Here is a 17976-nt window from a genome sequence, read left to right on the forward strand (position 1 = left end):
ACCGGTTCGGTTCGTCGCGCTCGCTTCGGTCTAGGCCAGACTCAGGATGGTTCCGACCAGAGCCTGTGCGCGCGGCACCAGCGTGTCCAGGCAGCAGTACTCGCCGTCGGTGTGTGCCCTTCCCCCGACCGGCCCGACGCCGCACAGCGTCGGAATGCCCAGCGACGCCGTGAACCCGGCGTCCGAGCAGCCGCCGGTGAACTCGCCATCCACATCGAATCCGACCCGGGCGGCACTGGACTTGTAGCGCTGCATCAACTCGCCGCTCCACTGCGGCTCCAGCGGCAGGAACTCCGAGGTCTGCGTGAGGCGGGCTTCGGTTCCCGGGACGCCGGGTGCGTCGACGATGGCCTTGACGCGCTCGAAGATGAACTCGCGCTGCTGCAGCGAACAGAAGCGCACATCAAGCTTGGCCTGCGCCGACGGCGCGACGGTGTTGGTCGACATGCCGCCGCTGATCAGCCCGACGTTGGCGGTGATGCCGGACGCATAGTCGGTCAGCGCATGCAGCGCTTGCACCTTGCGCGCCAGCGTCTCGATCGCACTCGCGCCATCGGCGTGGTTCACGCCGGAGTGCGCGGCGCGGCCGGTCACGTCAATCGCGAAGGTGGCACCGCCCTTGCGCGAAGTAACGAGGTTGCCGCTGACCCGGCCGGGCTCCGCATTGAACGCCGCCCGCGCGCCGCGAGCGTGCGTCTCGATGGCGATGCGGCCGCGCTGCGAACCGATCTCCTCGTCCGCGGTGAACAGGCCCAGCACCGGGAATGGCAGCAGCGGCAAGCGCCGCAGAGCCATCAGCACGAAGCATTGCAGCACCAGACCCGACTTCATGTCCGACACGCCGGGCCCATAAGCGCGATCGCCGACAACGCGCCACGGCCGTTGCGCCACGGTGCCGGTCGGGAACACCGTATCGCGGTGACCCATCAGCAGCACCGGCGCGGCGGTGGGCACCGCGCCGCGCAAGCGCACCAGCAGCGCGTCGCCATCGTCGGGATCGGCCCGATGTTCCCCCTCGATGTCGGCGTCGCGCAGCCAGTCCAGCATGGCCTGCGCGACGCGGTCGGTGCCGGCCTTGTCGTGGCTGTTGGAGTCGATGTCGACCAGCGTGGCCAGCCCCGCCTGCATCGCGGGGCGCTGGCTCGACAACCACTCGATCGCGGCGTTCATGCGCGCTCCTTCATCACCGCTGGGCCTTCTTCGGCCAGGTCCCAGAACATGCCGGCCATGATGTGCAGCGACTCGCGCGTGAGGTCGGCGAGGATGTGTTCGTTCGGCGCATGCTGCGAGCAGGCCGCATACGAGTGCGGCACCCACAGCGTCGGCAGGCCCAGCGTCTCGGCGAACACGTCGTTCGGCAGCGAGCCGCCGAGGTTGGGCAGCAGCGCGGGCCGCTTGCCGGTGCTGCGCTCCATCGAGGCCAGGCCCCAGCGCACCCAGGCGTCGTCGGGGTCCAGCCGGGTCGCGGCCATGTGCACGTCGGTGGCGCGCAGCTCGACGTCGTCGAAGCCTTGGGCATCGAGATGCGCTCGGATGTGCGTGAGAAAGTTCGCCACGTCGCTGCCGACGACGAAGCGCATGTGGCAATGCGCACGCGCCTCGGCGGGTATCGCGTGCACCGGCATCGCGGGGTTGCCGGTCGTGAAGGCCAGCACCTCCAGGCTGTTCCAGCCGATCACGCGCTCGGCAGGGCTGAGGCCGGGCTCGCCCCAGTCGGGATCGATCGCGGGGTCGCCGGGGCCACCGCCGACTTCGATGTCCTTCAGCGCGGCGCGAACGCTTGCGGGAAGTTCGCTCGGCAGCAGCCCCGGCACGAGGATGCGGCCGTGCGCATCGATCAGGCTCGCGATCGCGTGCGCCAGCCGAATGCCGGGGTTGCGCAGCAACCCGCCCCAATTGCCTGAGTGATGGCCGCCATCGCGCAGCTTCACATGCAGATCGAAATTGAACACGCCGCGCGAGCCGAGGAACATCGTCGCGCGCGAGGCCGCGACGCGCGGGCCGTCGGAGGCGAGAAAGAGATCGGCCGCGAGCAGCTCGCGGTGCTGCGCGCAGACCTCGTTCAGGCCGGGCGAGCCCGCTTCCTCGCCCATCTCGAGAATGATCTTGACGTTGTAGCCGAGAGTGCCTCCGCGCACCGAGAGCACCTGCTCGAGGGCGACCAGGTTGATCGTGTGCTGGCCCTTGTTGTCGGCCGTGCCGCGCCCGTACCAGCGGTTGCCGTCGACGACGATCTCCCACGGGCTCAGGCCCGCGCGCCACTGCGCGTCGTAGCCGCGCACCACGTCGCCGTGGCCGTAGCTCAGCAGCGTGAACGCGGCGCCGGGTTCGATGCGCTCGGCGAGCAGGAACGGGCAGCGCGGCGTCACCGGGTTCGCAACGATGCGGCATGTGAAGCCCAGGCGTTCGAGCTGCGGCGCGATCTCGTCGCTGAGGTAGGCGTGCAGCGCGGGGCCGCTGGCCTCGTCCTGGCTTTCGGTGCGCATCGCGACACGGCGCGCCAGCACCTGCTGGAAACGCCCGTCGTCGAAACAGGCGAGGGTCTTGGCGATGGCTTGCTGGCGGCTCATGCGGTGATGCCTTCCGGGACATGGATTTCAGGGATCCCGAGGCCGGGCTCGGGCGACAGCGCCGAGGCCAGCAGCGCTCGGGTGTACGGGTGTTCGGGCCGCGCGAAGATCTGCTCGCGCGTGCCCAGCTCGACGATCGCGCCGCGGTGCATCACGGCGACGCGATCGACCAGGTGCTCGACCACGCCGAGGTCGTGGCTGATGAAGAAGTAGGTCAGCCCGAACTCGGCCTTCAGGTCCATCAGCAGGTTCAGGATCTGCGCCTGCACCGAGACGTCCAGCGCCGAGGTCGGCTCGTCGCAGACCAGGATGTCGGGGCGCAGCACCAGCGCGCGTGCGATCGCGACACGCTGACGCTGCCCGCCCGAGAGCTGGTTCGGATACTGCTGGTGCGTGCGCTCGGGCATGCCGACGAGATCGAGCGTCTCGCGCACCGTGCGCTGCTGTTCGGCGCGCGAACCCACGTGATGAATGCGCAGCGGCACGCCGACGATGTCGGCGACGGTGCGGCGCGGGTTCAGCGACGAGTACGGGTCCTGGAAGATCGGCTGGATCTGGCGCGCATGGGCTCGGCGCTGGCGCGGGTCGATCTCCTGGCCGTGCAGCAGCACGTTTCCCGAGGTCGGCGCGAGCAGGCCCAGCAGCATCTTGGCCAGCGTGCTCTTGCCGCAACCGGACTCGCCGACCAGGCCCAGCGTCTCGCCCTTCGCGACGCGCAGCGTCACGTTGTCGACGGCCTTGATCTCGCCCGGCGCGCGGAACAGGCCGCGCTTGAGCACGAAGCGGCGGCTCAGCGCGCACAGCTCGAGCGCACAGTCCGACGACGTCATGCTGCGGCCTTCGACAGCACGTCCGACGACCGCGCCGCCACGCAACGGACCGCGTGCTGCGGAGCCAGCCACACCTGCGGCGGCGTCTGTACGCAGGCTTCGCGAACCTCGGTGCAACGGTTCGCGAACGCGCAGCCCGACACCGACCCGATCAGGCTGGGCACGACACCCGGAATGGCCTGCAGCCGACTGCCCGGCAGCGTCTTGCCGCGCACCGGGATGCAGCTCAGCAGCCCGCGCGTGTACGGGTGCGACGGGCGCGCGAACAGTTCGGCGACCGGCGCGGTCTCGACGATCTCGCCGGCGTACATCACGGCGACGCGATCGGCGATGCGCGCGACCACGCCGAGGTCGTGCGTGATGAAGACGACCGCAGTGCCGAACTCGCGCTGCAGCTCGCGGATCAGCCGCAGGATCTGCGCCTGGATGGTCACGTCGAGCGCGGTGGTCGGCTCGTCGGCAATGATGAGGTCGGGCCCGCACATCAGCGCCATCGCGATCATCACGCGCTGACGCAGCCCGCCGGAGAGCTGGTGCGGGTATTGGCGCAGGCGATCCGCGGCCTGCGGAACGCCAGCGCGTTCGAGCAAGTACACAGCCCGTTCGCGTGCCTGTGATGCACTCACGCTGCGATGCGCCCGCAAGGCCTCGCACAGCTGATCGCCCAGCGTGTAGGACGGGTTCAGCGAGGTCATCGGCTCCTGAAAGATCATCGCCATGCGCGCACCGCGCAATGCGTTCATCTCGCGCTCGGGCAGGCCTTGCAGGTCGACACCGTCGAAGCGGAGGTGGTCGGCATGGCGTTCCGCCTTGCGCGGCAGCAGGCTCATCAGCGCGAGCGAAGTCATCGATTTACCGCAGCCCGATTCGCCGACCAGGCACAGCATCTCGCCGCGCCGCACCTGGAAGTCGATGCCGCGCACAGCGTGCAGCAGGCCGCGCTCGGTCGGCAGGTCGACGCGCAGATTCTTCACGTCGAGCAGCAGTCTGTCGTCGGGCACGCTCATCGTCATTCCTTCAATTGCGGCCATCCGGTGCGGTCACATCGCGCAGGCCGTCGCCGACCAGGTTGATGCCCAGCACCAGCAGCGCCAGCACGACACCGGGAATCACGATGACCCAGGGCTGGAAGAACATGTAGGCCTTGCCCTCGGCCACCATCAGCCCCCACGACGGCGTCGGCGGCTGCACGCCCAGACCCAGGAAGGACAGCGTGGCCTCGAGCAGGATCGCGTGCGCCATCTCCAGCGTCGCGACCACGGTGAGCGCGCTCATCAGGTTGGGCAGCAGCTCGCGCAGCAGGATGTAGGGCGTGGACGCGCCGAGCGCCTTGGCCGCAGCGATGAACTCGGCGTCGCGCAGCTGCTGCGTCGCCGAGCGCGTGACGATCGCGAAGCGGTCCCAGAGCAACAGCCCGAGCAGCACGATCACGACCTTCAGCGAGCCTCCCACCAGCGAGGCCATCGCGAGCGCCACCAGCACGACAGGCAGCGCCAGCCGCGTCGTGACGATGTAGCTGACGACCGCGTCGACGCGGCCGCCGTAGTAGCCGGCGAGCACGCCCATCGTCGTGCCGATCAGGCCCGAGATCAGCGCCGTCGCGAGGCCGATGAACAGTGACACGCGGGCACCGTAGAGCAGCCGGCTCAAGTAGTCGCGGCCGAGCTTGTCGGTGCCGAGCAAATGTTCCCAACTGCCCTTGCCGTACCAGGCCGGCGGGATCAGGCGCTGCGTCACTTCTTGCGCATACGGGTCGTGCGGGCTGAGCCAGGGCGCGAATAGTGCGGCGAGCGCGATCAGGGCCAGGATCACGCTGCCGAGCACCAGGCCGCGGTGGCCGAGGCTGCGCCGCAGCCCGCGGCGCCACGCGGGAATGAGCGGCAAGGGCAACGGGGCCGACAGGACAGAGGTGGTTGACATCGTGCGGTCCTAGCGCGTGCGCATGCGTGGGTCGAGCGCGGCGTTGAGCACGTCGGCGACGAAGGTCAGGCCGATATAGAACACCGCAATGATCAGCACGACCGCTTGCACCACGGGATAGTCGTTGCGCGAGATCGAGTCCCATGCGAGCTGGCCGAGCCCTTGCAATGAGTAGACCGACTCGATCACGACCGAGCCGCCCAGCATGAAGCCGAGCTCGACCGCCGCGAGCGCCATCACCGGGATGATCGCGTTGCGCAACGCATGCTTGAACACGACGCGCGCCGGGCTCAGGCCCTTGGCGCGCGCGGTGCGGATGTAGTCGGAGCCGAGCACGTCCAGCATGCCGGCACGCGTGAGCCGCATCAGCGATGGCATCGCGTAGTAGCCGAGCGCGATCGCAGGCAACACGAAGTGCTGCCAGCTCGTGTTGCCGGCCACCGGCAGCCACTTGAGCCCGACCGCGAACACCAGGATCAGGCTCAGCGCGAACCAGAAGTTGGGCATCGCCTGGCCGACCACCGCGACCAGCAGCGAGAGCCGGTCGATCCAGCTGTCGCGGTAGATCGCCGCCAGCACGCCGAGCGGAATCGCCACGACCACCGCCAGCAGCAGCGCGACGCCGCCGAGCTTGAGCGTGACCGGCAGGCGCTCGCCGATCAGCTCCATCACGGTGTTCTGGAAGTAGAACGAGCGCCCGAAGTCGAGCCGCACCGCCGCGCCCAGCCAGTCGGCGAACTGCGTCGCGATCGGGCGGTCCAGGCCGTACTGCACGCGCACCTTGTCGACATCGGCCGCGCTCGATTCGGGCCCGGCGATCGCAGTCGCCAGGTCGCCCGACAAGTGCAGCAGCATGAAGCTGACGACCGCCACCGTGAGCATCACGCTCAAGCCCACGAGCAACCGACGGAAGACGTAGCGCAGCATGGTGTGGTCGCCGCAGACGTGCCTACTTCCAGCTCGCCTGGAAGAAGCGCGGCAGTTCGTCGGGCTGGGCCTCGAACTTCAGGTCGGAGGTGAACGCATAGTTGGTCGAGTACGAGAACAGCGGCGCCCACATCGCCTGCGTCGAGATGCGCTGCAGCGCCTGCGCGTACTTGGTCTTGCGCTCGGCCTTGTCGACGGTGGCGTCGGCCGTCTGAAGCAGCGCGATGACCTGCGGGTCTTTCGCGGTGTCGTCCGGCCCGCCCTTGAAGAAGTTGCCGACGAAGGCCGACGCGTCGTTGACGCCGAACGAGCCCCAGGCCTGGAACGACAACGGTGCACGGCCGGCGCGCAACTCGGTGCGCAGCGCCGGGTATTGCACGAAATGCAGGCGCGCGCGGATGCCGACCTTGCGCAGGTCGCCGATGATCGCCTCGGCGTAGTCGCGCTCGCGGTAGGCCCACAGGTCGGTGTCGAAGCCGTTCGCATAGCCGGCCTCGGCGAGCAGGGCCTTGGCCTTCGCGGGGTTGTGGTCGTAACTGGTCACCTTGGCCGTGTCGCAGCCGAACTGGGTGCGGAAGCACGGCGCATAGACCGCCTGGCTGCCGCCACGCACCAGGCTGTCGGCGAGCGCCTTGCGATTGATCGCATGGTTGACGGCCTGGCGCACGCGCGCGTCCTTGAACGGCAGGGATTCGGGCGTCGTGCCGTTGTTGTTGATCGAGACGAAGCCCACGCGCATGGTCTCGCCGCTGAGCACGCTCATGTTGGGCGAGGCCTTCAGCGACTCGGCCTGGTCGGCCGGCACGCGCCAGATCCAGTCGACGGCGCCGGTCATCAACTGGGCCGCGCGGGCCTCGGGGTCGCGCACCACCGCGAACTTTACGGTGCCGATGCGCGGCTGGCCCAACGGGCTGTCCTTGAAGTAGGCGGGGTTCTTCACCATCGTCACGCCCTGGCCGGGCACGACCGCGGTGATCTTGTAGGGGCCGGTGCCGACCGGCGCCTTGCTGTAGCCCTCGATGCCGACCTTCTGGAAGTAGGCCGCCGGGTAGATCGGCGTCGGGCCGGCGAGGTATTCGAGCGCGGCCGGGAACGGCGTCTTCAGGTTGACGCGCACCTGGTACTCGCCGACCTTCTCGGCGTTCTTGATCCAGTCGGTGTTCTGGCGCGTCGCGATCTTCGCGTCGGGCGCGGTCACGACGTTGAAGGTGTAGACCACGTCGTCGGCGCTGAACTTGTCGCCGTTGTGGAAGGTGACGCCCTGGCGCAGCGTGAGCAACAGCGCGGTGGGCGACTCCCACTTCCACGCGGTCGCGAGCTGCGGCTTGTACTCGCCGGTCTTGGTGTCGCGGTAGACCAGCGTGTCCCAGGCCATGTTGGCCAGGATCACGCCCTCGCGCATGTTGTTGTGATAAGGGCTGACGTTCTCGACCTCGTTGTCCGAGGCGTAGACCAGCGTGTCGTTGGCCTTGCCGGCGTGCGCGACACCGGCGCCGACCATCAGCGCCAGAACCAGGCCGTGCGGGTGCAACGCCGCGATGGACAGATGCTTCATCGAGAAACTCCTTCGTCGTGCCGAAACTGGAAACCTGCGCAGTTTGAGCAAGAACGGGACCGGATGAGCGTTTCATCTGCTAGAGAATATCGATGCATCCGTTGCCGTATCGGCAATGCTCAGGACACCGTATGCCGACACCGCCACTCGTCGCCCGCCAGCTGCAGGACACCGCGCTGCGCTACTTCCTCGAGGTCGTTCGCGGCGGCTCGATCCGCGAAGCGTCGCAGCGCCTGAACGTCGCCGGGTCGGCCATCAGCCGAGCCATCTCGCAGCTCGAAGACCTGCTGGGCGTGCAGTTGTTCGACCGCCATGCACGCGGCATGGTCCCGAGCGCCGCAGGCGAGGTGCTCGCGGTCCACGCGCTCAAGTCGGCACACGATTCGGAGCGCGTGGTTCACGACATCCAGGCGCTGCAAGGCATGCAGCGCGGGCGGGTGCGCATCTCCGCGACCGAAGGCTTCGCGATGGAGTTCATCCCGCGGCTGACCAGCGACTTCGTGAAGCGGCATCCCGGCATCCAGTTCCACGTGGGCGTGCATCCGCCGGCCGAGTGCACGCGCCGCATCCTGCATGGCGACGCCGACATCGGCATCACGATGAGCCGCACGCCCGAGAACGGGATTCAGGTCGAACACACGCAGCCCTCTCCGATCCTTGCCGTGATGCGGCCCGACCATCCGCTCACGCGCTTCAAGCAGATCAGCCTGTCTCAGCTGCTCGCCTACCCGATCTCCCTGCCCGAGCCCGATACGACGGTGCGCCAGCTGTTCGACATCGCCTGCAGCCGCCAGCGGCTGAACTTCGAGCCCGTGCTCACGAGCAACTACATCAGCAGCCTGTTCGGCTTTCTGCGCCACCACCAGGACGGCGTGACGATCGCCGGCGAGATCTCGATCCGCTACCAGGTCGAACGCGGTGAGGTGGCTTGGGTCGCGTTGCGCGACCGCGGGCTGGACCTGCGCAACATCGAGGTGCAGACGCTGATGGGCCGCACGCTGTCCAGTGCGTCGCAGGCTTTCCTGAAGTTTCTCAAGGAACGGTTGTCCGAGTAGGCACCGTGAGCTGCAACGTCGCACGTTGTCGCGCTCGCGCTCGGAGGCCAGCTATCGACCAGGGAGCGATCGCGGCAGTCGTCGGCTTTGGCCTCCAACTTCGCCAAGTCAAGAAGACGCGTCTTGAAAACGAAAAGCTTCTGTTGGAGATTGCCGCACTGAAGGAGGCTAGCTCCGCGCGCGACCATCGAATCCATTAGGTCACCACGGAAGAGGTTCTTCGCTACACCGGCAGAGATGAGGTTCTATTTGGCCGCGGGCCGAATCCCGGGCCAGAGTCGCCGCCACAACCAAGCACCGCGTTGTCGCGCCTTCGAGACCATGCTGTCACCGCAGCGTTCCTGTTGGTGGTCGCACTCGTGATTGGCTACGCTGCGTACGACCTCTACCGCGCTCTTCGATGGCTTGCCAATTCGCTTTGATCCTTTGTGTCGCTACGTGGTGAAGTCCTTGAGCACCGCGTGGGCGACGTTCACGAACGGGTGCTTGAGTTCGTAGGGCACCCACGAGTAGCCCGACGCTTGCTCCGGCTCTGAGCCTTCGGGCGCGGTCACGAACCGCAATCCCGGCAGGTAGTCAGGATGCAACTGCAGTTGTCGGTTCAGTTCCGCAAGGTACTCAGTCCGGGTGACCGTCTGCATGCTCTCTGCTCCTTCGTGCGGGTGGTTCCACACACACAGAGTAGCAGTGCGGCATGGCGCCCAGGGCGCAGGCGTACTGGCAAACGGAAAAGCCCCCGAGACGGCCAGTTACGGCTACCTCGGAGGCTTCTTTTTTCTACTTCTGATGCACCCTCGGCATGCACCCCCGCAGGCTTGAAACCCGCGTGGATGCTTGCTCTGGATGACTGGTGCGGCTGGCAGGAATCGAACCCACGACCCCTTGGTTCGTAGCCAAGTACTCTATCCAGCTGAGCTACAGCCGCGCAGCCATGGAGTATAGCAGGATTGCCGTGGCCTCAAGCCAGCCGTGCGGCGGCCTCGAAGCACTCGGCGGCGCGCGGCAGGTCGCCTTCCTGCTGCGCGAGCGTCGCGAGCGCGAGCCAGGCCTTGCGGCGCGAGGCACTGCCGAGCGCGCTGTCTGCCGCGGCCTGCTCGAGCAGCCGGCGCGCCTTGCCCCACAGCTGGCGCTCGGCCAGTGCGCAGCCGACCGCGAGCGCCACCGCGCCTTCGCGCGTGTACGCGATCGACGCGGCCTCGAGCCGCGGCAGCCATTCGGCGCCGATGCCCGAGACCGCGTTGACGAGACCGAGCGAGACCGCCGCGCGTTCCTCGGGTCCGAGTTCGCCCGGCTGCTCCCAGAACGGCCGCAGCCAACCGCGTGCGTCGTCGAATGCGCCGAGCACTGCGGCGCGATCGGCAGCGCGCGCGGCGACGAAGGCGTCGCGCCGGTCGACCGGATCGAACTGAGCCCAGACGCGCTTGAGCTGGTCGATGTCGTGTGCCGTGTCGAGCGATTCGAACGCGAGCGAGCGCAGCAGGCCTTGCGCGGCGATGCGCGAAAAGCCCTGGTGCTTGGCGAGCAGGCGCGCAGTCTTCAGCGCGTCCTGCGGCTGGCGGCCCAGGCGCGTGGCCTGCAGACGCAGCCGCAGCGCGTGGGTGCGGCGCGCCACGCCCATCGGCAGTTCGCCGAGCAGTTCGAGCGCACGCGGCGCGTCGCGGTCGTCGAGCGCCCACTCGGCCGCGAGCAGGCGGGCGCCCTCCTCGGCCGAGCGCGCCGCTGCGCTGCGGCGCGACAGCTCGAGCGCGCGGCGCAGCTGCTCGTCGCGGCCGGCGCGGTCCTGCAGCCGGTGCGCGCTGCCGGCGGCGAGCAGGTGGCTGAGCACGGTGAACTCGTTGTCCTGGGCGAGCTCGGGCGTGTCGGCCTGGATCACGAGCGCGCGCTGCGCCGATCGCTGGGCGCGGCTGTAGCGGCCGCCGAAATACTGTGCCAGCGCGTCGCGCAGCGCGGCCTGCGCGCTGCGGTCACGGCGCGCGACGCGCCACTCGCGCGCGCGCTGCGGCAGCCCGACGAGCGAGCCGATCGCCTGGATCGCGACGACGATCACGATGCAGGCGCCGATCAGCGCGATCAGGAACAGGTTCAGCGACACATCGGCGCGCCAGGCGCGCCAGTAGAACGTGACCAGCCCGTCGTTGGTGCCGAGCGCCGAGGCCGCGACGACCGCGGCGCTTGCGAGCAGCAGGATCCAGATGACGCTGCGCACGTCAGCGGCCCGCCGACGCGGCGGTCAACGCGGCGAGCGTGTCGTCGGGCCGCGGCACGCCGACGTGGCGCGCCTGCCCTGCCACTTGCCGCATCAACTCGGTCGCGAGCACCGTGCGCTTCGAGCCGCGGTCGAAGTAGCGGTCGACCGTCGTGAGTGCGGCCTGAAGATCGGCCTGCGCGGTATCGAACTGCCGGCTCAACAGCGCGAGGCGCGCATTCAGCAGCCGCAGCTTCAGGTTCTCGCGGACGAAGAACGATTGCTCCGGCGCGAGCAGCATCGCCTCGGGGTGATCGATGCGCGTCACGCGAACCAGTGACTTCGCCTCGTCCCAGACCTTGTCGGCGAACGCGTTCCAGGCCACGCCGAGGCGCCCGCCGAGGCCTGCCGCGGCGCTCGCGGCCGATGCCGGCAGCGCCGCGCTCGCCGTGGCAGCGGGCTTGCCGGAAGCCGTCGGCCGGGCGGCCTCCTTCGCGCCGCGGCCGTCGGCCACGGCGAGCAGCGGCAGTTCGTCGACCATGCGGATCGCTTCGTCGAGCTTGATGCCGAGCGAGGCGATGTCGGCGACGCTGGTGGCCTTGACGCGGTCGAGATCGCGCGAGATCGCGCGGCGCACGCCTTCGAGCCGCGGCTGGTTGTAGCGCGCAAGGCGCTCGTCGCTCTGCTTCAGCGTCGCGACCAGCGGTTCGGCGCTGCCGGTGATCGCGGTCTGCTGCAGCGCGACGCGGATCGCGGCGTCGACATCGACGAGCAGGTTCTCGTCACGCGAGCGCGACAGCGACTGGATCAGCTCCTCGAGCTGGCCGCGCTGCACCGCCACCTCGGCGACGCGCGCTTCGAGCAGGCCGACCTTCGCGGCGGTGTCGGCGACGGTCTCCTGGGCCTGCTTCGCGAGCGTGCGCGCCTCGGTCGCACGCACCGCGCTGTCTTGCTGACGGCGCACCAGCTCCTGTTCGAGGCTCGCGCCGCGCTGGTCGGCCTTCCAGGCCAGCACCAGGCTGACGACGCACAACGCGCCGAGGGCGGCCACGGCGCCCCAGAGCCAGCGCGCGGTTGCCGGGTGATTCGATGCGGCTGGCAGCATGGCGGGCAACGCATCGGCTGCGGAGCCGCGCGATGGAGCAAGGGCGTTGTCGGGGTCTTCGGTCACGGTCCGATCGATTGTATGCAGGCCACCACGGCCGCCAGTGTCGGTCGCGCTTCGGTCACGCGTGCGAACCCCAATTGCCGCGCCCGCGCCGCGATGCGCGGATGGGTCGCGATCGCCAGCGCCTCGCGCCAGTCGTCGGCCGACGCCGCCGCGGCCAGGTTGTCGATGGCCTCCGAGCTGCTGAAGAACCACAGGTGCGCGGCCGGCTGTGCGCGCGCGTCGTGCAGCACCGCGGCCGTGTGCGCGTCGAACCGGGGCGCGACTCGCCGGTACGCGGTCAGGTGCGCGACCTGTGCGCCGGCGTCGTGCAGCGTTCGCGCGAGCCAGTCGCGCCCGCCGTCGCCGCGCACGACCAGCACGTTCGCGCCGCGCCAGTCGTGGCCGCGCAGCTGCTGCCACAGCGATTCGGAGTCGAACTGCGCGGCATCGGGTGCCGGTTCGACGACACGGTCCGGCGCGACGCCGAGCCCGAGCAGCGCCCCCGTCGTGCCCGGCCCCGGCGAGCCGGCCAGCAACGCCGGCGGCCAGTTCGCGCCCGCGGGCCGCTGCGCGAAGAAGTGCTCGACCGCGTTCGGGCTGACGAAGACGACGAGGCGCTGCTGCGGCAGCGCCTGCCAGGCGGCGCGCAGCGCGGCCGGATCGGCGACCGGCGCAATGCCGATCAGCGGCAGCGCGACCGCGTCGATCGCACACGCGCGCAGCCGTTCGACCCAGTCGGCCGCCTGCGCCGCCGGTCGCGTGACGATCACTCGCACGGCTGGGGGCCTGTTGGCGCCAGGATCCGCGCGTTCAGCGCGTCGGCCCCGGCGCGGCGGCGTCGAGGTAGTCGCCGGCGCCGGCGTCGCGCAGCGTCTGCGCGGCGTGCTCGCCGAGCGCGCGGGCCTGCTCGTCGGTCAGCACCGGCGCGCTCGCCTGCGCCCGCAGCAGCGGCGCGAGCGGGGTTTGCGCGTGACCGAGCACGGCGCGCAAGGTCAGCGTCGCGCCATGCCATACGCCGTGCGCGGCGAGCGGCATGCTGCAGCTGCCGCCGAGCGCACGCGAGACCGCGCGCTCGGCCTGCACCGCGAGCCAGGTCGGGCGATGCGTCAGCTGCGCGAGCTGCGCGCGCAGCGCGTGCGCGTCGCTGCGCACCTCGATGCCGAGCGCGCCCTGCCCGGCGCAGGGCAGCATCGCCTCGGGCTCGAACCAGCCGGCGATGCGCGGCGCCAGGCCGAGCCGCTTCAGGCCCGCGGCCGCCAGCACGATCGCGTCGTAGGCGCCGGCGTCGAGCTTGGCGCAGCGCGTATCCAGGTTGCCGCGCAGCGGCTGCACATCCAGGTCGGGCCGGAGCGCGAGCAGCTGCACGACACGCCGCAGGCTCGAGGTGCCGACCTTCGCACCCTGCGGCAGCGCGGCCAGCGACGCATGGCGCGGCGAGACGAACGCGTCGCGCGGATCCTCCCGTTCCAGCACCGCGGCGAGCTCGAAGCCGGGCGGCAGGTCCATCGGCACATCCTTCAGCGAATGCACCGCGAGTTGCGCGCGGCCCTCTTCGAGCGCGGTCTCGAGCTCCTTCACGAACAGGCCCTTGCCGCCGACCTTCGACAGTGTGCGGTCGAGGATCTGGTCGCCGCGCGTCGTCATCCCGAGCAGCTCGACGCGCAGGCCGAAGCGTTGCATCAGCAGCGCGCGCACATGCTCGGCCTGCCACAGCGCGAGGCGGCTTTCGCGGGTGGCAATCAGGGTGGTCTCAGCCATGCATCGGATGCTAGCAGGCGCGCCTCTTGCATCGGCTCCTGCGGCATGACTGATATGCCGCGGCGCCGCGGCAGGCCGCCACGCCGACGCTGCTAGCATGCGCCAGTCCGTAACCGAATTACATGACCGAGGTCAGCATGGCAACAGCCGGAAGCGCGTCCACCCCGCCCGCACGCAAGCGCAGCGCCAGCGCCGATGCGGCCGAGAAGAACCGCCCGCTGGTCGACGACATCCGGCTGCTCGGCCGCATCCTCGGCGACGTGATCCGCGAGCAGGAGGGCAAGGAGGCGTTCGAGCTCGTCGAGCGCGTGCGCAAGCTGTCGGTGTCGTACCGGCTGAAGCGCGACGCGCAGGCCGGCCGCGCGCTGGACCGGCTGCTGAAGAACCTGTCGGGCGACCAGACCGTCAGCGTGATCCGCGCGTTCAGCTACTTCTCGCACCTCGCCAACATCGCCGAGGATCGCCACCACGTGCGCCGGCGCGACCACCACGAGCGCCAGGGCCACCTGCAGGAAGGCTCGCTGACGATGACGCTGGAGCGCCTGGCGCGCGCCGACATCCGCGCCGCCGAGATCGCGAAGACGCTGGCCCATGCCTACATCTCGCCGGTGCTGACCGCGCACCCGACCGAGGTGCAGCGCAAGAGCATCCTCGACGCCGAGCGCACGATCGCCGAACTGGTCGGACAGCGCGATGCGTTGCCGACCGAGCGCGAGCGCGCCGAGAACGAATCGCTGATCCGCGCCCGCGTCACGCAGATCTGGCAGACGCGCATGCTGCGCACCGCGAAGCTGACGGTCGCCGACGAGATCGAGAACGCGCTCTCGTACTACCGCTCGACCTTTCTGCGCCAGATCCCGAAGATGTACCGCGAGCTCGAGAGCGCCCTGCCCGGGCATCCGATCGCGCCGTTTTTTCGCATGGGCAACTGGATCGGCGGCGATCGCGACGGCAACCCCTTCGTGACCGCCGAGACGCTGCAGATGGCGCTCGCGCGCCAGGCCGAAACCGTGCTGCGCTTCTACCTGACCGAGGTGCACGAGCTCGGCGCCGAACTCTCGATCTCGGCGACGCTCGCGCCGGTCACGCCCGAGATGTTCGCGCTCGCCGCGCGTTCGCCCGATCACAGCGTGCACCGCAAGGACGAGCCCTATCGCCGCGCGCTGATCGGCATGTACGCACGCCTGGCCGCGACGCTCGAGCTCTTCACCGGCACCGAGGCACTGCGCCATGCGGTGGCGCCGCAGAATCCGTACGCGTCGGCCGACGAGTTCCTCGCCGACCTGAAGGTCATCGACGCCTCGCTCGCCGCGCACCATGCGCAGGCGCTGACCAGCCCGCGCCTGCAGCCGCTGATGCGCGCGGTGCAGGTGTTCGGCTTCCACCTCGCGACGGTCGACCTGCGCCAGAGCTCGGACAAGCACGAGGCGGTCGTCGCCGAATTGTTGCGCGTCGCGAGGGTCGAGGCCGACTACAGCGCGCTGACCGAGGCCGCGCGCCGCACGCTGCTGATGCAGCAGCTCAACGACGCACGGCCGCTGCGCGTGCGCGCTGCCGCCTACAGCGAGCACGCGGTCGGCGAACTCGCGATCTTCGAGGCTGCGGTCGTGATGCTGCAGCGCTACGGCCGCGAGGCACTGCGCCACTACATCATCTCGCACACCGAGGACGTGAGCGACCTGCTCGAGGTGATGCTGCTGCTGAAGGAGGTCGGCCTGCTGCGCGGCACGCTCGACGACGACGGCGGCGCAACCTCCGACCTGATCGTCTCGCCGCTGTTCGAGACCATCGGCGACCTGCGCAACGCGGCGCCGATCATGCGCGCGTTCTACGCGCTGCCCGGCATCGCCGAGATGACCCGGCGCAGCGGCGCCGAGCAGGACATCATGCTCGGCTACAGCGACAGCAACAAGGACGGCGGCAGCTTCACGAGCAACTGGGAGCTCTACCGCGCCGAGATCGATCTGGTCGAGCTGTTCGGCGCGCTGCGCCAGCAGCACGGCATCACGCTGCGCCTGTTCCACGGCCGCGGCGGCACCGTCGGGCGCGGCGGCGGCCCGAGCTACCAGGCGATCCTCGCGCAGCCGCCCGGCACCGTGAACGGGCAGATCCGGCTGACCGAGCAGGGCGAGGTGATCGCGTCGAAATATGCGCACCCCGAGATCGGCCGGCGCAACCTCGAGACGCTCGTCGCCGCGACGCTCGAGGCGACGCTGCTGCGCCCGACGAAGAGCGCGCCGAAGAGCTTTCTCGACGCGGCCGCCGCGATCAGCGACGCCAGCTTCAAGGCCTACCGCAAGCTCGTCTACGAGACGCCCGGCTTCACCGAATACTTCTTCAGCGCGACGCCGATCCGCGAGATCGCCGAGCTCAACATCGGCTCGCGCCCCGCGTCGCGCAAGGCCACGCGCGCGATCGAGGACCTGCGCGCGATCCCGTGGTCGTTCAGCTGGGGCCAGTGCCGCGTCGCGCTGCCGGGCTGGTGCGGCTTCGGCGCCGCGATCGCCGCGTACCTCGGCGCCGAGCCGAAGCAGCGCAAGGAGCGCCTCGCGCTGCTGCAGAAGATGCACAAGCAGTGGCCGTTCTTCAGCACGCTGATGTCGAACCTCGACATGGTCATCGCGAAAAGCGATCTGGCGATCGCGGCGCGCTACGTCGAGCTCGTCGAAGACAAGCGCCTGGGCAAGAAGATCTTCGCGCTGGTCAAGGCCGAATGGCAGGCCACCTCGGACGCGCTCACGCTGATCACCGGCGAGAAGAACCGCCTCGCGTCGAACCCGTCGCTGGCGCGTTCGATCGAGCACCGCTTTCCGTACCTCGACCCGCTGAACCACCTGCAGGTCGAACTGATGCGGCGCTACCGTCAGCGCAAGGAAGGCGACCCGGAGAACGCGCGGGTGCAGACCGGAATTCACATCTCGATCAACGGTGTCGCGGCCGGGTTGCGCAACACCGGTTGAACGGCACGCATGGACGCGTTGCCGCCACTGCAGTCGCTCGGCTTCGAGCTCCCGGGCCCGGCCTACCTCTTCGGCGCCATCGTCTTCGGACTGATCGGCTTCGCGGCGTTTCGCTTTGGCCGCAGGCGCGCGAAGCCGGTGACGCTGTGGATCGGCGTCGCGTTGATGCTCTACCCGTACGCGATCTCGCGCACCTGGCTGGTGTACGCCGTCGGTCTCGCGCTGTGCGCGGGGTTGTTCATGGACCGGGGATAGCGCACGGCGGCGTTGCTCAACGCCCGGCCGCCACCAGCGCCTCGCGCACCGCGGCGACCTGGCGCCGCGAGACTGCGAGCCATTCGTCGACCGACGCCATGCGCACGGCCCAGCCCTCGCCGCCCTCTTCGTCGCCCTCGCCGGCGATCGCATGTCGCTCGAGCGCGCGCACCGCGCTGCGCGCGACGAGCGCGTTGCGGTGCACGCGCAGGAAGCGTTCGCCGAGGCGCTGTTCGAGGTCGGACAGCGCCTCGTCGAGCACGTAGCTGCGGTCGGCGGTGCGCAAGGTCACGTACTTCAGCTCGGCCTTGAAGTACAGCACCTCGGCGAGCGGCACGCGCAGCACGCGGCCGCGATCGGTGACGACGATCGTCGGCGTGTCATCGGATGCGCCGGGGCCTGCGGCCGAGGGGGCCGACGCGGCCTCGCGCCGCAGCGCGAGCCGCTGCGCGACGCGCTGCAGCGCGGCATGCAGGCGCTCGCGCCGCACCGGCTTGGTCAGGTAGTCGATCGCGTCGAGATCGAACGCATGCAGCGCGTGCTGCGCATGCGCGGTGACGAAGACGACGGCGGGCGGATCGGCCAGGCGCTTCAGTTCGGCCGCGAGCTGCATGCCGTCGCGGCCCGGCATCTGCACGTCGAGCAGGATCAGGTCGCAGCGCTGTTCGGCGAGCCACGCGAGCGCCTGCGCCGCGTTCGCCGCCTCGCCGACGACGCTGGCCTTCGGCTCGACGCTGTCGTGCACGAGCCCGCGCAGCCGCAGCCGCGCGAGATCCTCGTCGTCGACGAGCAGGACACGCAATGTCATGGC

Annotated in this window: 16 protein-coding genes and 1 tRNA gene; 3 read left to right on the plus strand and 14 right to left on the minus strand. The window is 69.7% G+C overall.

Annotated elements, in window-relative coordinates:
- Positions 1 to 30 precede the first annotated feature (30 nt).
- From AC1DTW_RS02075 to AC1DTW_RS02105, 7 genes are read right to left on the minus strand one after another with little or no spacing between them, the layout of a single operon-like run.
- The gene (locus tag AC1DTW_RS02075) at positions 31 to 1170 is read right to left on the minus strand and encodes a M20 family metallopeptidase (RefSeq protein WP_477978625.1); all 1140 of its coding nucleotides are present in this window, start codon (positions 1168 to 1170) and stop codon (positions 31 to 33) included.
- A complete protein-coding gene (locus AC1DTW_RS02080; protein ID WP_477978627.1) occupies positions 1167 to 2570 on the minus strand; it encodes a M20 family metallopeptidase in 1404 nt (467 codons plus the stop codon). The genes AC1DTW_RS02075 and AC1DTW_RS02080 overlap by 4 nt, the downstream gene beginning before the upstream one ends.
- Positions 2567 to 3400: an ATP-binding cassette domain-containing protein gene (locus AC1DTW_RS02085; RefSeq protein WP_477978629.1), complete on the minus strand. Its 834-nt coding sequence runs from the start codon at positions 3398 to 3400 to the stop codon at positions 2567 to 2569. The genes AC1DTW_RS02080 and AC1DTW_RS02085 overlap by 4 nt, the downstream gene beginning before the upstream one ends.
- Positions 3397 to 4407, minus strand: coding sequence for an ABC transporter ATP-binding protein (locus AC1DTW_RS02090; RefSeq protein WP_477978631.1), 1011 nt, complete (start codon positions 4405 to 4407; stop codon positions 3397 to 3399). Before AC1DTW_RS02090 ends, AC1DTW_RS02085 begins: the two co-directional genes overlap by 4 nt.
- 10 nt (positions 4408 to 4417) lie before the next feature.
- Positions 4418 to 5320, minus strand: coding sequence for an ABC transporter permease (locus AC1DTW_RS02095; protein ID WP_477978633.1), 903 nt, complete (start codon positions 5318 to 5320; stop codon positions 4418 to 4420).
- A gap of 9 nt (positions 5321 to 5329) precedes the next feature.
- Positions 5330 to 6247, minus strand: coding sequence for an ABC transporter permease (locus tag AC1DTW_RS02100; RefSeq protein ID WP_477978635.1), 918 nt, complete (start codon positions 6245 to 6247; stop codon positions 5330 to 5332).
- Between the two features lie 22 nt (positions 6248 to 6269).
- Complete coding sequence (locus AC1DTW_RS02105) at positions 6270 to 7748, minus strand: ABC transporter substrate-binding protein (RefSeq protein WP_477979163.1); 1479 nt, start codon at positions 7746 to 7748, stop codon at positions 6270 to 6272.
- 185 nt (positions 7749 to 7933) lie between these two features.
- Here AC1DTW_RS02105 and AC1DTW_RS02110 point away from each other — a divergent pair, with 185 nt between their 5' ends.
- A complete protein-coding gene (locus AC1DTW_RS02110) occupies positions 7934 to 8857 on the plus strand; it encodes a LysR family transcriptional regulator (protein WP_477978637.1) in 924 nt (307 codons plus the stop codon).
- Between the two features lie 434 nt (positions 8858 to 9291).
- On the opposite strand, the gene AC1DTW_RS02115 is transcribed toward AC1DTW_RS02110, so the two are convergent.
- The 6 genes from AC1DTW_RS02115 to hemC all read right to left on the minus strand — a co-directional run bounded on the left by AC1DTW_RS02115 (position 9292) and on the right by hemC (position 13950).
- Complete coding sequence (locus AC1DTW_RS02115; protein WP_477978639.1) at positions 9292 to 9498, minus strand: hypothetical protein; 207 nt, start codon at positions 9496 to 9498, stop codon at positions 9292 to 9294.
- A gap of 207 nt (positions 9499 to 9705) precedes the next feature.
- Positions 9706 to 9782 (minus strand) — tRNA-Arg (locus tag AC1DTW_RS02120).
- A 33-nt stretch (positions 9783 to 9815) separates the two neighbouring features.
- A complete protein-coding gene (locus AC1DTW_RS02125) occupies positions 9816 to 11063 on the minus strand; it encodes a heme biosynthesis HemY N-terminal domain-containing protein (RefSeq protein WP_477978641.1) in 1248 nt (415 codons plus the stop codon).
- Position 11064: 1 nt separating this feature from the next.
- A complete protein-coding gene (locus tag AC1DTW_RS02130) occupies positions 11065 to 12147 on the minus strand; it encodes a uroporphyrinogen-III C-methyltransferase (RefSeq protein ID WP_477978643.1) in 1083 nt (360 codons plus the stop codon).
- Between the two features lie 62 nt (positions 12148 to 12209).
- The gene (locus tag AC1DTW_RS02135; protein WP_477978645.1) at positions 12210 to 12968 is read right to left on the minus strand and encodes a uroporphyrinogen-III synthase; all 759 of its coding nucleotides are present in this window, start codon (positions 12966 to 12968) and stop codon (positions 12210 to 12212) included.
- Between the two features lie 34 nt (positions 12969 to 13002).
- On the minus strand, positions 13003 to 13950 hold the full coding sequence (gene hemC / locus AC1DTW_RS02140) for a hydroxymethylbilane synthase (protein ID WP_477978647.1): 948 nt from the start codon (positions 13948 to 13950) through the stop codon (positions 13003 to 13005).
- A gap of 137 nt (positions 13951 to 14087) precedes the next feature.
- Between hemC and ppc the strand changes: the two genes are divergently transcribed.
- Entirely contained in the window at positions 14088 to 16910 is a 2823-nt protein-coding gene (gene ppc / locus AC1DTW_RS02145) for a phosphoenolpyruvate carboxylase (protein ID WP_477978649.1), read from the plus strand.
- Positions 16911 to 16919: 9 nt separating this feature from the next.
- Positions 16920 to 17165: a hypothetical protein gene (locus AC1DTW_RS02150; RefSeq protein WP_477978651.1), complete on the plus strand. Its 246-nt coding sequence runs from the start codon at positions 16920 to 16922 to the stop codon at positions 17163 to 17165.
- Positions 17166 to 17181: 16 nt separating this feature from the next.
- Here AC1DTW_RS02150 and AC1DTW_RS02155 read toward each other — a convergent pair whose 3' ends face one another.
- A complete protein-coding gene (locus AC1DTW_RS02155) occupies positions 17182 to 17973 on the minus strand; it encodes a LytR/AlgR family response regulator transcription factor (protein WP_477978653.1) in 792 nt (263 codons plus the stop codon).
- Between the last annotated feature and the right edge of the window lie 3 nt (positions 17974 to 17976).

Source organism: Rhizobacter sp. P5_A1 (assembly GCF_056400745.1).

Excerpts from the sequence above, each read along its gene's own strand:
- AC1DTW_RS02075 (WP_477978625.1), bottom strand. The coding sequence starts at position 1,170 with ATGAACGCCGCGATCGAGTGGTTGTCGAGCCAGCGCCCCGCGATGCAG.
- AC1DTW_RS02080 (WP_477978627.1), bottom strand. The coding sequence starts at position 2,570 with ATGAGCCGCCAGCAAGCCATCGCCAAGACCCTCGCCTGTTTCGACGAC.
- AC1DTW_RS02085 (WP_477978629.1), bottom strand. The coding sequence starts at position 3,400 with ATGACGTCGTCGGACTGTGCGCTCGAGCTGTGCGCGCTGAGCCGCCGC.
- AC1DTW_RS02090 (WP_477978631.1), bottom strand. The coding sequence starts at position 4,407 with ATGAGCGTGCCCGACGACAGACTGCTGCTCGACGTGAAGAATCTGCGC.
- AC1DTW_RS02095 (WP_477978633.1), bottom strand. The coding sequence starts at position 5,320 with ATGTCAACCACCTCTGTCCTGTCGGCCCCGTTGCCCTTGCCGCTCATT.
- AC1DTW_RS02100 (WP_477978635.1), bottom strand. The coding sequence starts at position 6,247 with ATGCTGCGCTACGTCTTCCGTCGGTTGCTCGTGGGCTTGAGCGTGATG.
- AC1DTW_RS02105 (WP_477979163.1), bottom strand. The coding sequence starts at position 7,748 with ATGGTCGGCGCCGGTGTCGCGCACGCCGGCAAGGCCAACGACACGCTG.
- AC1DTW_RS02110 (WP_477978637.1), top strand. The coding sequence starts at position 7,934 with ATGCCGACACCGCCACTCGTCGCCCGCCAGCTGCAGGACACCGCGCTG.
- AC1DTW_RS02115 (WP_477978639.1), bottom strand. The coding sequence starts at position 9,498 with ATGCAGACGGTCACCCGGACTGAGTACCTTGCGGAACTGAACCGACAA.
- AC1DTW_RS02130 (WP_477978643.1), bottom strand. The coding sequence starts at position 12,147 with ATGCTGCCAGCCGCATCGAATCACCCGGCAACCGCGCGCTGGCTCTGG.
- hemC (WP_477978647.1), bottom strand. The coding sequence starts at position 13,950 with ATGGCTGAGACCACCCTGATTGCCACCCGCGAAAGCCGCCTCGCGCTG.
- ppc (WP_477978649.1), top strand. The coding sequence starts at position 14,088 with ATGGCAACAGCCGGAAGCGCGTCCACCCCGCCCGCACGCAAGCGCAGC.
- AC1DTW_RS02150 (WP_477978651.1), top strand. The coding sequence starts at position 16,920 with ATGGACGCGTTGCCGCCACTGCAGTCGCTCGGCTTCGAGCTCCCGGGC.
- AC1DTW_RS02155 (WP_477978653.1), bottom strand. The coding sequence starts at position 17,973 with ATGACATTGCGTGTCCTGCTCGTCGACGACGAGGATCTCGCGCGGCTG.